General features: G+C 43.0%; 12 protein-coding genes. 1 reads left to right on the forward strand and 11 read right to left on the reverse strand.

The window, feature by feature from the left end:
• Nucleotides 1–47: 47 nt before the first annotated feature.
• The 6 genes from BXO88_RS03115 to BXO88_RS03140 form a co-directional block, all read right to left on the reverse strand.
• Entirely contained in the window at nucleotides 48–746 is a 699-nt protein-coding gene (locus tag BXO88_RS03115; protein WP_078036312.1) for an L-ribulose-5-phosphate 4-epimerase, read from the reverse strand.
• Nucleotides 747–896: 150 nt separating this feature from the next.
• Nucleotides 897–2,327 carry an L-arabinose isomerase gene (araA, locus tag BXO88_RS03120; protein WP_078036313.1) on the reverse strand — a complete coding sequence of 477 codons (1,431 nt, stop codon included), beginning with the start codon at nucleotides 2,325–2,327 and terminating at the stop codon, nucleotides 897–899.
• A gap of 93 nt (nucleotides 2,328–2,420) precedes the next feature.
• Entirely contained in the window at nucleotides 2,421–3,458 is a 1,038-nt protein-coding gene (locus BXO88_RS03125) for an ABC transporter permease subunit (RefSeq protein WP_442944900.1), read from the reverse strand.
• On the reverse strand, nucleotides 3,455–4,522 hold the full coding sequence (locus BXO88_RS03130) for an ABC transporter permease (RefSeq protein ID WP_078036315.1): 1,068 nt from the start codon (nucleotides 4,520–4,522) through the stop codon (nucleotides 3,455–3,457). The genes BXO88_RS03125 and BXO88_RS03130 overlap by 4 nt, the downstream gene beginning before the upstream one ends.
• The gene (locus BXO88_RS03135; protein WP_078036316.1) at nucleotides 4,522–6,042 is read right to left on the reverse strand and encodes a sugar ABC transporter ATP-binding protein; all 1,521 of its coding nucleotides are present in this window, start codon (nucleotides 6,040–6,042) and stop codon (nucleotides 4,522–4,524) included. Before BXO88_RS03135 ends, BXO88_RS03130 begins: the two co-directional genes overlap by 1 nt.
• Nucleotides 6,043–6,220: 178 nt before the next feature.
• Entirely contained in the window at nucleotides 6,221–7,372 is a 1,152-nt protein-coding gene (locus tag BXO88_RS03140) for an ABC transporter substrate-binding protein (RefSeq protein WP_078036317.1), read from the reverse strand.
• A 380-nt stretch (nucleotides 7,373–7,752) separates the two neighbouring features.
• On the opposite strand from BXO88_RS03140, the gene BXO88_RS03145 reads away from it, so the two are divergent.
• The gene (locus BXO88_RS03145) at nucleotides 7,753–8,865 is read left to right on the forward strand and encodes a GntR family transcriptional regulator (protein WP_078036318.1); all 1,113 of its coding nucleotides are present in this window, start codon (nucleotides 7,753–7,755) and stop codon (nucleotides 8,863–8,865) included.
• Nucleotides 8,866–8,908: 43 nt separating this feature from the next.
• Here the strand turns inward: BXO88_RS03145 and BXO88_RS03150 are convergent, their stop codons facing one another.
• From BXO88_RS03150 to BXO88_RS03170, 5 genes are all read right to left on the reverse strand, one after another.
• On the reverse strand, nucleotides 8,909–10,510 hold the full coding sequence (locus BXO88_RS03150) for a response regulator (RefSeq protein ID WP_078036319.1): 1,602 nt from the start codon (nucleotides 10,508–10,510) through the stop codon (nucleotides 8,909–8,911).
• 126 nt (nucleotides 10,511–10,636) lie between these two features.
• Nucleotides 10,637–11,731, reverse strand: a complete 1,095-nt coding sequence (locus BXO88_RS03155; protein WP_078036320.1) for an ABC transporter substrate-binding protein — start codon at nucleotides 11,729–11,731, stop codon at nucleotides 10,637–10,639.
• Nucleotides 11,728–13,155 (reverse strand): sensor histidine kinase, encoded by a 1,428-nt coding sequence (locus BXO88_RS03160; protein ID WP_242945139.1) that lies wholly within the window; start codon nucleotides 13,153–13,155, stop codon nucleotides 11,728–11,730. Before BXO88_RS03160 ends, BXO88_RS03155 begins: the two co-directional genes overlap by 4 nt.
• 256 nt (nucleotides 13,156–13,411) lie before the next feature.
• Nucleotides 13,412–13,777, reverse strand: a complete 366-nt coding sequence (locus tag BXO88_RS03165) for a hypothetical protein (protein ID WP_078036322.1) — start codon at nucleotides 13,775–13,777, stop codon at nucleotides 13,412–13,414.
• Between the two features lie 362 nt (nucleotides 13,778–14,139).
• Nucleotides 14,140–14,691 (reverse strand): flavin reductase family protein, encoded by a 552-nt coding sequence (locus BXO88_RS03170; protein ID WP_078036323.1) that lies wholly within the window; start codon nucleotides 14,689–14,691, stop codon nucleotides 14,140–14,142.
• Nucleotides 14,692–14,711 lie beyond the last annotated feature (20 nt).

Here is a 14,711-nt window from a genome sequence, read left to right on the forward strand (position 1 = left end):
GTTTTCTCAATCCCGTACGTGACTCATTGATTTAACCAACCTTTGTTTCAGCTCTTCTGTCCGTAATAAGCGTTAGGACCATGCTTTCTCAGGAAATGCTTATCCAGGATGTTCTGAGGTCCACGCTGTACGTTAGGATCCAGAATTCTCGTATAAATATCCATACGTGCGACCTCTTCAAGAACCTTCGCATGGTAAACAGCTTCATTTGCATCTTTACCGAATGTGAAAGGACCATGGTTCATGCACACAACTCCCGGAACATAGATGGGGTTGAGATGCCTTTCTCTAAAGGTCTCTATGATTACCTTACCGGTATTTGCCTCGTAGTCTTCCTGAATCTCCTGTGTGGTGAGAGCTCTCGTACATGGAACATCACCATAAAAGTAATCAGCATGTGTGGTACCGTAAAAAGGTACATCCTGTCCTGCCTGTGCAAATGCAACTGCATGTGGCGAATGAGTATGTACTACACCACCGATTTCCGGAAAAGCATTGTACAGTTCAAGATGGGTCTTTGTATCTGTAGAAGGACTAAGCTCCCCCTCTACCTTGTTTCCCTTGAGATCCATGACTACCATATCTTCCGGACGAAGTTTCTCATAGGATACCCCTGACGGCTTGATGACAAACAGCCCATTCTCACGATCGATGCCGGAAACATTACCCCAGGTAAAGGTCACGAGGCCAAGTGCAGGAAGCTGCATGTTGGCTTTATACACTATTTCTTTTAATTCCTCTAACATATATCTCTCCTCTAAACAGACAATTTCCACCCTGATATCCTTTGGACGCCGGTCTGTTGTCTATATACTTCCCTGATTACTTTCAGAAAATTTATACGGCTTTAAGCATGTAGAAGGAATCCATAGGGATTCCTTCTTTTCAAGTCTTAATCAGAAACGAAGAAGATCTGCTTCTGTTGTGTCATCGCCGATGGTTACCAGTTCTGTATTTGTAAGCTTTGCAAAAAGGGCAATGTCTTCTCTTGTCAAAGCTGTGGAAATAACACTGTGATGCGCTCCTCCTGCATAGCACCATCCTTCTGTGCCTATCTCGAAGTTCGGCTTATGACGGAACATTATTCTCGCTACAGGAAGCTTAGGCATAGGCTCCTTCTGCTGAACGAGCTCAACATCAGCACAGATTATACGGAAACGATCTCCCATATCTACCATTGTAACCTGAATAGCGTCACCTGTGATACCATCAAACACAAGACGTGCAGGATCTTCCTTTCCGCCGATTCCGAGAGGATGTACCTGGATTTCAGGCTTTGTTGCTGCAAATGCAGGCGGAACCTCAAGCATGTGAGAAGCAAGCTCAACTTCCTGTCCATCAGTGAGATCATAAGTGTAATCCTCGATGAATCCTGTTGCACCCTTTCTGCATTCGGACATCTTCATAAGTACTGATGATAATGCTGATACCTTATAGTCTCCCTCAGGTCCGAATCCAACACCCTTCGCCATGAGGTTCTGAGCTGCAATACCCGGAAGCTGCTTGAGACCGTGAAGATCCTGGAATGTGTCAGCAAAAGCTCCGATTCCGTTCTTTGCAAGGAACTTGTCAAGTGCCACTTCCATTTTTGCCTGTTCACGTACTGCCTCGATATTGTCGGTTTTCATGGTGTAACGGCTTTCGTACTCAGCCATCTTGTCATCCACTTCTTTGTCGGTGACAGTATCCATCAGTTTTACGAGATCACCGATACCGAAGTAGTTGCACTCCCAGCCGTAACGGATCTGTGACTCTACACGATCACCGTCTGTAACTGCTACCTCACGCATGTTGTTTCCGAAGGAAGCCACACGAAGATGATGTGAATGATCGATAGCCTTTGCAACCTCTGCAAAACGACGGATCTTTGCAAGTACCTTTTCGTTCTTGAAATATCCGGCAACTACCTCGTGAGGAATTCCGAGACGTGCAACGATGAATCCATATTCACGGTCACCGTGAGCTGACTGGTTCAGGTTCATGAAATCCATATCGATGCTGTCGTAAGGAAGCTTCTCATTGTACTGTGTGTGAAGATGCAGAAGAGGCTTTCTAAGCTCCTGTAATCCCTTTATCCACATTTTTGCAGGTGAGAAGGTATGCATCCATGTGATCACACCGATACAGTCGTCATCAACTGATGCTTTTCTGAGATCCTTGATACAGGTCTCTGAATCGATAACTGTAGGAAGAAGCTCTACAGAAACCAGACCGTTAAGCTTCTCATTTAAAAATGCTGTCATATCAGCAGCATCCGCTGCAACCTGACGAAGACATTCGTCTCCGTAAAGATCCTGACTGCCGACTACAAAATATAATTTCTTCATTTTATCTCCATTCCGCCGCTCTGCCGATCTTCTTTTAGCGGCACATATTGCATAGAAAATTTACTTTTAACTTCTTTTTCTTTATCAGAAAGCTTATTTACTGCGGTTCTTTACATATGCAAATACACTCTGCAGGATGATAAAGAAACAGAGAAGCGCAGCCGTTGCGATATTTGCCCAGCTTGAAAGAAGCTTACCGTTTGTATTAACCAGTGTTGTGATAGTTCCTGTGATCATTACACCAAAGAAGGATCCGATGACATTACCGACACCACCTGTAAGGAGTGTACCTCCGATAACTGATGAGGCGATGGCATCCATCTCAAATCCTGAAGCCTGCTGTACTGAACCTGACATGGTGTTCAGGCAGTAGCATATACCACCGATCGAGCAGAGGAAGGATGAAAGAATGTATGCCTTCATCTTGATCTTACGGGTATCCAGTCCCATCATGGCTGCGGAAGTCTGGTTTCCACCGACAGCATAGAGTGAGCGACCGAACTTTGTGTACTTTAAAAGGAAGAAGGTTGCTGCAACAACCAGAAGTGCGATGATAACCGAAATACGGATGAATGGCACCTGAAGCTTTCCTTTTTTATTGACATATCCGAGGAATGCCGGAAGCTGGATCTTGAAATTTGCCCATGCATAAAAGAGTTTGTTTGTAGTTTCTGTGATGGAAATCTGATCCGTACAGATAACTGCAGTCATACCTCTGGCAAAGAACATTCCTGCCATAGTGATGATAAACGGCTGGATTTTCATATAACCGATGAGGAATCCCTGCACTGCTCCGAATACGAGACCGATCACAAGGATCATAAGGATAAGAGGAATACATGGAAGATTCAGCTTACCCATACCATAGGCGAGGATCATACAGTCCATGGCCACAAGAGAACCTACGGAAATATCTATGCCGCCGCACAGCATGACACAGGTCATTCCGCTGGCAACACATATAAGTCCTGCATTAGTGATAAGCAGATTTAAAAATGTCTGAAGGTGAGTGAAACCTTTTCCACTGTAAACTATGCAGCCGATGATATACATAAAGAAGAACAGGCAAATGGTGATCACCAAAAGCAGTGTATTGCCGTTTAATTTGTCAAAGACCTTCTTGTTCATTATGCGGCCTCCTTATTCTGAGTTTCATTTACCTGTACAAGCTTCTTTGCCTTACGTTCTGCAAGGAAAGCTTTAAATGCAGGAGCCTGGGCTGTTACGATCAGAACTACGATGATAGCCTTGACTACAGGAGCCTGGTCAGTGGATACGCCCATTGCAAGAAGTGTTACGGTTATCGCCTGAATCGTGTATGCGCCGATTATGGAACCGGCCATATTGAAGCGTCCGCCTCCGAGGGAGTTTCCGCCCAGTGCTACAGCAAGGATCGAATCCAGCTCATAGTTGCGACCGATGTTGTTGGAGTCTGCGGAATAAATTCTTGAAGAAGCCACAATTCCTGCTATACCTGCGCAGAGTCCGCAGATAAGATAACACATGAAGCAGATGTTGCTTGAATTGAGGCCAGAAATTCTGGCAGCTTTTTTATTGATACCAACTGACTGAATGTAAAGCCCCATGGCTGTTTTCTTCAGGAAAAGCATTACTACGGCTACTACAACGATAGTAATGAAGATCGCAGTAGGTACAGGACATCCCGGTATGAAGTTTCCGAAATATTTGTACGGCTCATAACGTATATAGGTTATCTGATTGTTACAGAGCAGAAGTCCGATGGCTCTTGCAGCTGTAAACAGGATAAGTGTCGCTACCATAGGCTGAATGTTGAGCTTTGATACAAGGAAACCATTGAAAGCACCGCAGCACATAGCAAGGATAAGTCCGAAAAGAAGTCCTACTACAAGTGGTACTGCAAGTGTTGTGGTACTGTTGACTCCATATCCTGCAAGCAGCATACATGTTCCGCATGCTGTAAGGCTCATTACCGAACCAACGGAAATATCAGTTCCGGCAGATACCGCTACGACCAGTGTCTGTCCGACTGCCAGTATCGCAATCTCGGATCCACGGTTCAGGATATCGATGAGACGCCCATACAGAACTCCGTTCTGTATATTGATGGCAAAGAAATCAGGGCTCTTTATCAGATTTATAAGAAGTACCAGCACCATCATCGCAAATGGCAGAAAAAGCTGATTTTTTGTTAATGCCTTTATTTTTCCGCTCATTATTTTTCACCTCCTGCAATTGCTCCCATGACAGCCTGCTGAGTCATGGCTCCTTCTTCAGAAGATATTTCTCCAACCTTCTGACCGTCACGCATTACGCACATCCTTGTGCATGTACGGATCATTTCTTCGATTTCCGAGGAAATAAAGATCACACTCATACCCTGCTTAGCGAACTCGAGTACAAGCTTCTGGAATTCGGTTTTTGTACCGATATCAATTCCTCGTGTCGGCTCATCAAGTATCAGGAAATCAGGATGTGTGCACAGCCATCTGGCAAGGATGACCTTCTGCTGGTTACCTCCGGACAGCTGATTTATAGGTGTCTCACGGGAGGCGGTTTTTATCTGCAGCATTTTGATAAATTCATCTGCAATACGGTTCTGTTCTTTTATAGGAATTCTCTTGAACATACCGTTTCTTGCCTGAAGTGCAAGAATTATATTCTCACGTACGCTGAGATCTCCTATACATCCATCAGCTTTTCTGTCATCAGGAAGATAACCCATACCTGCACGTATCGAGTCTATAGGTGCTTTTGCCTTTAGCTCCTTACCATGCATACTGAGTTTTCCGCCTGTAGGCTTATCCGCTCCGTAGATGCAACGTACCATTTCAGAACGTCCGGAGCCGAGTAGTCCTGTGACTCCAACAACTTCACCCTTATGGATCTTGAAGTTAAACGGCTTAATGGTTCCCTTGTGGCTGAGCTCCTCAGCTTCAACAACAACTTCATCTGAGAAGCTGCTGTGTCCCTCAGCCTTGATGGCTGCAAGATCATCAAAATCCTTTCCGAGCATCGCAGCTACAAGCTTTACACGGGGAAGCTCCTGTACGGAATAATCTCCAACAAATGTACCGTTTCTCATTACAGTAATACGGTCACATACGGCATATACCTGCTCAAGGAAATGTGTTACAAAAAGGATGCCTACGCCCTTATTTTTTAGATCTGTCATAAGCTTGAAAAGCTTCTCGACCTCGTTGTCATCAAGTGAACTTGTGGGCTCATCCAGTATCAGGACACGGCAATCCATATCTACAGCACGGGCAATGGCTATCATCTGCTGTATTGCCAGTGAGTAATTATCAAGAGTTTTTGTTACATCGATCGGAATCTCAAGATCATCCATGATCTTCTTGGCTTTACGGTTCATGGTCTTCCAGTCAACTGTTCCGAGCTTTGTTTTCGGTTCACGACCGATAAAAAGATTTTCAGCTACGCTCAGATTCGGGCAAAGGTTAACCTCCTGATAAACCGTTGCGATACCGATATTCTGGGCATCCATTGTTGAGTGGTTATAGATATTGCCCTCAACCCCCTCCATATGCACCTCACCGGAATCACGTTCATAGACACCGGTCAGACATTTAATGATGGTTGATTTACCGGCACCGTTTTCTCCCATAAGTGCGTGAATCTCACCCTTTCTGATGGTAAGCTGAGCATGATCAAGTGCCACTACACCCGGGAAGGTTTTTGTGATATCCCGCATCTCTATCAATACGTTATTAATCATTTTCCTCATCCTTTATAAGTAAAATCTCTCGAAATATTCGGAAACGATCATATGATCCGTGTTTCCTTTGAATCATTTATAAAGGGGATGGCTCTTTGGAACCACCCCCGATTGGCTTCTTCGCACTGATGTACGCAGCCTGTGAGCCGCACTGAGGCTGTCTTTTCATTCAATTAAATTAGTAAGCTGCGTCAACTACTGCCTGATCAACAACTACGAGTGGCTCTGTAACTTCCTTGCCTGAGTTGTTTGTATAAGTGATATCCTTAAGCTTATCTTCAGCTACATACCAAGGCTCTGCCATGAATGTCTTCTGGTCAACAGTCTCGCCTGCTTCAAGCTTCTTGATGATGTTGAGACAGTCAGGTCCCTGAAGAGGATTGCACTGGAAGTCTGCATTGATCTCACCTGCAAGAACCTTCTGAAGTCCTGCTGTACAAGCATCAAATGAAATAACGATTACATCGCCGTCTACACCATAGGAAACACCTGCTGCCTTCATAGCATCGATAGCACCAAATGCCTCGTTATCGTTCTGGCATACAACAACGTTGAACTTTCCTTCATATGACTTTAAGTAAGACTCCATAACCTTCTGGCCGCCTTCCTGTGTGAAGTCACCGGTCTGCTCATCGATCTTGTTCCACTTCTCTGATTCAACGTACTTATCGAAACCGTTTGAACGTCCGATCTGTGCCGAAGAACCTGTTGTACCGGAAATTACAAGTGCGTTAACCTCTGAAATTCCCTTATCAGCAACATAAGCCTTGAGCCATGCACCTGCTGCAAGTCCCTCATTTGTGAACTCTGAACCTACCCATGAAACATACTTGTCTGAATCATCGATAGTACGGTCAATTACGATAACAGGAATACCTGCATCATCGGCCTCTGTAAGAACTGTATCCCAACCTGTAGATACGATAGGATCGATTACGATGTAATCAACACCCTGCTGGATGAAGTTACGAACAGCCTCGAGCTGTGCTGCAGAATCGTTATCACAATCTACGAACTGAAGGTCGATTCCGTTCTCCTTGCTGAGTGCAGCCTGAACTGAATTTGTTGAAGCTGTACGCCAGTCAGACTCGTGACCAACCTGTGCAAAACCAACTGTGATAGTATCACCGCTAGCTGCAGCTTCCTTGGCAGCCTCTGTAACCTCTGCAACTGTTGTCTCAGCAGGAGCTGCTGTTGTAGCTGCCTGAGTCTCTGCAGCCTTTGTTTCAGCAGGAGCTGCTGTTGTAGCCTGTGTGTTTGATGATCCACAAGCTGCAAGCATTGATGTTGCCATAGCGGCTGTTAACAGAACTGATAATGTTTTTCTCATAAATCCCTCCTAAAAAGATATTCGTTCTTCGGAACTTTTTGTTCCTCTTTCTGTAACTATTATCCTATTATTAGTGGTTTTACTCAATACAACAGATACATCATGCACAATAATCATCGTTTTAACAGTACAAATAATCGCCTTATGTGTATAATAAGAGTACAAATTATTTTGACCTGATACTAAAAAGGTAAAATATTTAGATAATTTCATAGGAATGGGTGAAATTTTTCGTTTTGTATCTTTGATTTTGTAGATTTAACATGCGCAAGATGCATAAATTACATGTTCAATTTACTTTTTTTAAGCAGATTTCTTTCTTCGCTTAAAAATAACTGCTGAAATTTTTCACTTTTTTAATTTTATTAAGGGGGATCTTCATGATTCAGGAAAATACTCATACCCATAGGATCCTATCTGTTCCCGGTATCCGTAAATCCGAACAATTAAAAAAACATCTGCTCATGGAGATAGAACAGATGCTTAAAGAAAAAAAACATACACTTGATACTGAACAAAAACTGATGATGCGTTACGGGGTCAGTCGTCAGACGGTGCGTAAAGTTATAAAAGAACTTATCTCAGAAGGTTATCTCAGCTCACGTCAGGGTAGTGGAACTTATCTCACCGGGAAATCACCCAATGATAGGGAAAATGTGGTGGAGATTTTGTTAGCTACTCCTGACGACTACATTTTCCCTGAGCTTATCGCCGCTCTCCGCCAAAAGCTGGGCGGACTTGGATTCCGTGTATCACTCACTGAGAATATGGCTGACTTCTATTCTGAACGAAAAATACTTGAAAGCTTTCTCGATAATCCTCCCCGGGCGATCATCTCAGAATGTTTCTCATCACTTCAGAATCCTAATCTTGATCTATATACGAAGCTTCAGCGCAGCGGAACTACTCTCCTGTTCTTATATGGTCTGTATCCGAATTTTCCTGCATGGTCAGTAGTAAAGGATGATAACTATCATGGCGCTTATGAGCTTGTACAGAAGCTGAGCAGTCGCGGGCATCGCTCCTTTGCAGGTATTTTTCTTTCCGATACTGTTCAGGGCCTTGAACGTTATCAGGGGTACATAGATGCTCTAAGGGATATGGATATGGATTTTTCCAGATCTCATATACTTATGCTTAACAAACAGGATCTAAAGGATCTGCTGGACCCGGCACTTCAGCTTAAGCTACAGAACTTCACCCGGGATGTTCTTTATGAAGCCACTGCCCTCGTCTGCTTTAACGATGAGATAGCATACAGACTTCTTCCTATCCTTACTAGGCTTCATATCAATGTTCCTGAGGACCTGAGCATAGTCAGCTTCGATGACAGTTATCTTAGTCTGATAGAGCAGATACATATAACCTCGTTGGCCCATGAAAAACACAGCTTTTCCGATGCTGTAACCGCATCTCTTACCCGTCTTCTCTCTGATCCGTCATCAGACACCATAATCGTGCCCTGGATACTGACGGAAGGGACAAGTGTTTGATCAGAAGTTTCCTTCGGGGTATCGAAAAAGGCATCCTTCTCGATTATACAGAATTCTGTGTCCGGTACTCCTTTGGAGACATTCCCTGGGTCTTTCTGAATACAAAGCTGAAATAATGTGCGTCCTTGTATCCTATTGCCTGTGCAACCTCTGCAGTATGAAGCTTTTGTGTGCTCAGAAGCTCCTTTGCCTTATTCATGCGAAGCTCTGTAAGATACTCCGTGAATGTCTTTCCCATTTCCTGTGAGAACATGGAGCTGAAATATGTGCTGGAGATCCCCGCCACCGTTGCTACTGAATTCAATGAGATATCTTCTTCCATATAGTGCTTCTGGATGTAGGGCAATGCTTCCTGCACTACTGTGTGACCTTTATTTTCAGATTCCTGATCCCTGAGGGAAAAGGCAAGTCTGAGCATGCTTATGACATAATCCGGAATCTTATCACTGTCTCCTTCCAGATCATGAATGTCAAAAGGAAGTTTCTCAAGGAATTCCTTCTGATCCATGCCGTAGTTCTCTACGAAACGTATGACTGTAAATCTGATGTTCAGGATTAGATAGCTTCTGAATATCTTAGATTTAAGTACATCCTTTAAGCTCTCCAGATATCCATTTACGAATTCCGTGACATCACTAACGTCACCATCCCTTAAGAAGCCGGTAATGATGGATGGATCCACGTTCTCAGCATTGACACCATCTATACTTCGTTTTTCATCTGAGATCGTAAGGCTCGCATCTTCAGGACGTAATATATTTTTTTCCGGTCTCCAGAAACGTTCAGCAAAACGGTGATTTGTCTTTTCGAAGCATTCCGTAAGCTGACTGAAACGGGCCACAGGCTCACCGGCAGCTACATACCAATGCATAGGACATCTGGGATCGGATGCGATTCTTTCAATTTCAGCTATTCCCCGAACTGTGAAATCCCTTACCACATCCTTTTCTCCACGCACTATAACACAGTAGGAGCTGAGACTCCATTTGGACAGAATATACTCCGGGAATCTCAGGAAAAAAGCGAGGATATCATTCTGTCTCAGCCTGAACTCTTCACTTTCATCCCTTTTCTTATCATTCATACTGAAGAGCAGAATGTTGTAACAGGCCGCATTGACATTGAACTGAAGTCTCTGAGCCTCCTCATACATCTTTTCAACCGTAAGCCTTCTTCCAAACAGAGCTTCCAGAAAGCTTCTTCTCTGGTACTGCTCATATTCTCTGGATTCCAGGCGGAATTTCTCCTGGTAGCTTTTCTGCTCTCTTTCATGGTCGATCTTGTGCCTGACCTCATCCAGCGCCTTCTTTATGGTCTTACGGGTGATGGGTTTACTGAGATACTGGTCAACACCTTCCTGAATCGCACGTCTCGCATATTCAAAATCATCAAAGCCGCTCATGATGATCATCTTCATCTTCGGAAATTCCTGACCGACTATATGACAAAGAGTCAGTCCATCCATAAACGGCATACGTATATCTGTGATCAGCACATCAGGTTCAGTCTTTCTGATCATAGGCAGTGCCATCTCTCCGTCGGAGGCTTCTCCTGCAAACTGGAACCCGTATTCCTCCCATGGGATATTATCGCGTAATCCCTCACGCACAGTCACTTCATCCTCAACCAAGAAAACTTTCAGCATACCCTATAACTACCTCCGCCACTATCATTATGTCACAAATACAGTAATTACTTATTTATATCCTTCATCAAAAACTGAGCTCTGATGAAAATGCATTAAACCATTTTTTTCACTGATCGTACTCTTTCAATATGAACGGTCATCCACAAATCTGGAAGCATTGTCCCTTGTGAACACTTCCTCATTCATAAAATAGGCTTTTGCCACCTGATTACCCTGTTCCATCTCATGTATAACTTCGGAAAGCTGGGGACCGCTCGCAGGATTACACTCCACATCCACATCTATGATTCCCTGCATCACCATTTCAAGTCCCTGACGGCTTGCATCAAACGAAATGATGATGGGCTTCTCATCACTGTAAAGATCTATGCCGGCATCCTGCATAGCCTGTACCGCTCCTATGGCCATATCATCGTTCTGACATACCACAACATCGATATCATCATATTTCTCCAGAAATCCTGACATGATCTCCTGTCCCTTAGCTGTAGTGAAATCACCATCATCTCTATCAAGGAGAACCCAATTCTGATGCTTGTCACAAACGGTGTCAAAACCGATGCTTCTTCCTATCTGACTGGAGGATCCTCGCGTACCCAGAAGCTCGATGATATTTATCTTGTCATGACTTTTTCCGAGTTCCTCCAGCTTCTTTGAAAGCCATATGCCGGCATTTTCTCCCTCCTGCCTCATGTTCTCTCCTATCCATGTGGTATAAAGAGATGAATCTGCGGATACCTGACGATCAACGATAATGACAGGGATATCCGCATCCTTCGCTTCTCTGAGAACTGTGTCCCATCCGTCCTCGGTTACCGGACAAAAGGCAATGTAATCAACCTGCTGGGAAATGAATCCGCGGATAGCCTTGATCTGATTTTCCTGAGTCTGCCGTGCATTGTTAAACTGAAGGAAAAAACCGTTATCTACTGTCAGAGCATCTTTTATGCTAATGCTGTTGGCACGGCGCCATTTGGATTCAGATCCAAGCTGTGAAAAGCCGACCCTGATCAGATTTTCAGCGGGTTCCGGTTCAAGGATCTGCATATTACTGCTGGTTTCTTCCACATTAAAGGGAGAACATGAAATGCAGGATGCAGTCAGTAGAGTAAAAGCCGTTCCAAGTGCTATTGCTTTTTTTACTGCATTTCTTTTACATGCATTCCATCCTTTATTATCCGGGAACAACTTTATATTTCCTTTATTCAATCCTGTCATGACGATTCTCCATTTTCTTCAGTAGTTCCATCATTTATTCGCTCCTTAGGAATACGTACTGTTACCATGGTTCCGCCTCCCGATGAAGAATCAAGTGTAAGACCGTATTCAGGTCCAAAGTTCATACGTATGCGTTCATTAACATTGGCCATACCAAAGCCGGAATCTGTATCCTTGCAGGGCTTTGTAATGGCGATCCTGAGCTTCTCAAGAGTGGCTTCATCCATACCTATTCCGTCATCCGTCACCTTGAAAAGGATATCTTCATTACGAAGCTGCCCTGTGATACGGATCATACCAAGCTCACGCTTGTTTTTTATGCCGTGATACAATGCATTCTCTACCAGTGGCTGTAAAGTCATCTTCAGTATCCTATACTCATAGAGCTTAGGATCCATGCTGATCTCATATTCCAGGATATCGTGGTATCTGAACTTTTGAATTTCGAGATAACTTCTGATGTGCTGTTCCTCTTCCTGGATACTGATGTACTCATGACCGTGGCTCAGAACCAGACGGAAGAAATTACTGAGCGATACCAGCATATCCTCTGCTTCATCCAGCTTACGTCCTTCTATGAGCCAGATAATGGTATCCATAGTGTTGTAAAGAAAATGCGGATTGATCTGTTCCTGTAAAAGCCGAAGCTCAGCGTGACGCATCTTTTTTTCATCATCACGTATCTTCTGCATCATTTTTTCGAGACTTTCTGCCATCTCATTGATACGCTCTCCCAACGCGGAAATTTCGTCTTTGGAAGTACAGTCAGCCCTTGCCTGAAAATTACCAAGGGATATTTCCTTTGCCACATGACCGAGATTTTCCACCGGAACGGTGATACTTCTGGATATATGAATAACGATCATCAGGAGGATGCCAACGATAAAACTCAAAAGCAGTGCTACAAATACTACGAAATAACGCACGCGCATCTGGAGCTCTGTCTTCATTCGCTCCATTATCCTGGTCTGATAGTAAAGATAATACTGGATATCATCCTGAATCAATTCAGTAAGGATGTAGACATTGTCATTTAACATATGAATGTTCGCATCATAATGACTTCCATCCGAAAGGTTCCTCTGAATGTCACCTATACGAAGCTCCAGGGTGTTGACATTTCTGAGCAGATTATTTAACCAGTTACGACTTTCGAGATCCTGTGTATTTGCCTCCAATTCGGAAAAGCTTTTACGGATATCATGAAGAGCATCATATGGATCCACAAGTTCCGGATCAGAAGATATCTCGTCAAATGAGACTCCACTGACTACGATCTTATAGAGATTCTCATCCACAGACTCTTTAAATTTCAGATTGTACTGGTTGGCAACCGCCATGTTGCTGACTATGGCATCATAGGCATAGCTGTAACTCTGAAGCGCACCTATCAGATATGCGGCTACAATTATCAACGGAATCATCGAGACAGCTCCCAAAAGAGCCAGCCTCTTTCGTAGTGACATATTACCCAAGACTTCATCCATCCTTTGTGCAAAATGTACATATTTTTGCAAAGATGCATTAATTTTATCATAAATGATGAAAAATTTACACAATGAAATAAGGTCTGAATAATGTGGGTCTATTCATATAATATTTATATGAATAAAAACATATTATAATAAGCGTCTCACCCTGAATTCAGATGAGACGCTTACATATAATTCATTTATATAATTAATCGTGATTCTTTTTATGTTCAACTAATCCGATGACAAAACCTGATGGTGAAATCATTCCCATTGATTTTGCAGATTTTTTATCGAGAACTCTTGGACCATCCTTGAAACCATGTGCAAGTAATATTTCATGGGCTTCATCGAAGTTGTCAACGTTCATGCGTATAACCATCTTATCTTTTTCTGCCTCGTCCATTTGCACACAATCAACGTAGAATCCGTCAGGATGCTTTAATCTAAAACTTTCCCTGTCTTCCACTTCCACATTGTGATGATGCTTTTCAAAGCCGAGTTCTTCAAAAATCTTAACGACATCATCTGATTTTGAAGAGATGATAATAGGGTTAAATGTTGTGATTTTCATAGTGTTTACCTTCCTTTCCTTAAACCATCATTTACAAAATAAAGTTCATTAATGCGTGATTTTTGTAATTTTCACAGTTTTCCCTAAAACAGTTTCACTGAATACAATCGACATATTTACCATGAGGTATAAATCAATATCGTATAATTAAAATGTGTTATGTGGTATATATTCTCGTCAAAAGGATTTAAGCATATCATAATAGTAGGGATTTCTGATTTTAACCCTTAGCTGCTTTCATACCACACTGCCTGCGCCTATGAGATTAAAAATGGCTTCACACCAAAGAAAAAGCTCGCTCGACAACCTTATCGCGAAAAAAAACACCTGTCACTAAAAATGGCAGGTGCAGATTATGATCTTTATTTAAGAGTCATTCCATCCTTGAAAGCATTTCCAACTTTCTCGCCAACGCTAAAATATGCATTCCCAAATGGATCAAAACTGATAGGCTTTACTTTTGTTATATCCACAGTTCCGTCTGTTACAACACTCTCATCGGCTGAGACATTAACGATTTCTCCAATAAGGATACCATTTTCAAAATTTTTTACCTTACATTCCATGGCAAGAGGGAGCTCATCAATTAGAGGTGCATCTACAAACTCGCTCTTAGTAGCATGGAAGCCCGCCTTTGCAAACTTGTCAGGAACCTTTCTTCCGGATTCTACACCTACATAATCACAAGGTACGACCTGTGCTTCTGTAGCCATGCTGACTGTGAATGCTTTCTTTACCTTCAAGTTATCCGTAGTCTTATGATCTGAAAGACTGATAGTAATCTCCTTAAAGTCAGTTGTGATGCCCCATGCTGCATTCATGGCATTCGGAACACCATTTTCATCATATGTTCCGATAATAAGTACCGGCTGTGGGTACATAAGTGGTTTTGCTCCAAAATTAACTCTGCTCATTTAAATGTCCTCCTACTACT

Source organism: Oribacterium sp. C9 (assembly GCF_002007235.1).
Classification (GTDB): domain Bacteria; phylum Bacillota; class Clostridia; order Lachnospirales; family Lachnospiraceae; genus Oribacterium.

Excerpts from the sequence above, each read along its gene's own strand:
- BXO88_RS03115 (WP_078036312.1), bottom strand. The coding sequence starts at position 746 with ATGTTAGAGGAATTAAAAGAAATAGTGTATAAAGCCAACATGCAGCTT.
- araA (WP_078036313.1), bottom strand. The coding sequence starts at position 2,327 with ATGAAGAAATTATATTTTGTAGTCGGCAGTCAGGATCTTTACGGAGAC.
- BXO88_RS03130 (WP_078036315.1), bottom strand. The coding sequence starts at position 4,522 with ATGAGCGGAAAAATAAAGGCATTAACAAAAAATCAGCTTTTTCTGCCA.
- BXO88_RS03135 (WP_078036316.1), bottom strand. The coding sequence starts at position 6,042 with ATGATTAATAACGTATTGATAGAGATGCGGGATATCACAAAAACCTTC.
- BXO88_RS03140 (WP_078036317.1), bottom strand. The coding sequence starts at position 7,372 with ATGAGAAAAACATTATCAGTTCTGTTAACAGCCGCTATGGCAACATCA.
- BXO88_RS03145 (WP_078036318.1), top strand. The coding sequence starts at position 7,753 with ATGATTCAGGAAAATACTCATACCCATAGGATCCTATCTGTTCCCGGT.
- BXO88_RS03150 (WP_078036319.1), bottom strand. The coding sequence starts at position 10,510 with ATGCTGAAAGTTTTCTTGGTTGAGGATGAAGTGACTGTGCGTGAGGGA.
- BXO88_RS03155 (WP_078036320.1), bottom strand. The coding sequence starts at position 11,731 with ATGACAGGATTGAATAAAGGAAATATAAAGTTGTTCCCGGATAATAAA.
- BXO88_RS03160 (WP_242945139.1), bottom strand. The coding sequence starts at position 13,155 with ATGATTCCGTTGATAATTGTAGCCGCATATCTGATAGGTGCGCTTCAG.
- BXO88_RS03165 (WP_078036322.1), bottom strand. The coding sequence starts at position 13,777 with ATGAAAATCACAACATTTAACCCTATTATCATCTCTTCAAAATCAGAT.
- BXO88_RS03170 (WP_078036323.1), bottom strand. The coding sequence starts at position 14,691 with ATGAGCAGAGTTAATTTTGGAGCAAAACCACTTATGTACCCACAGCCG.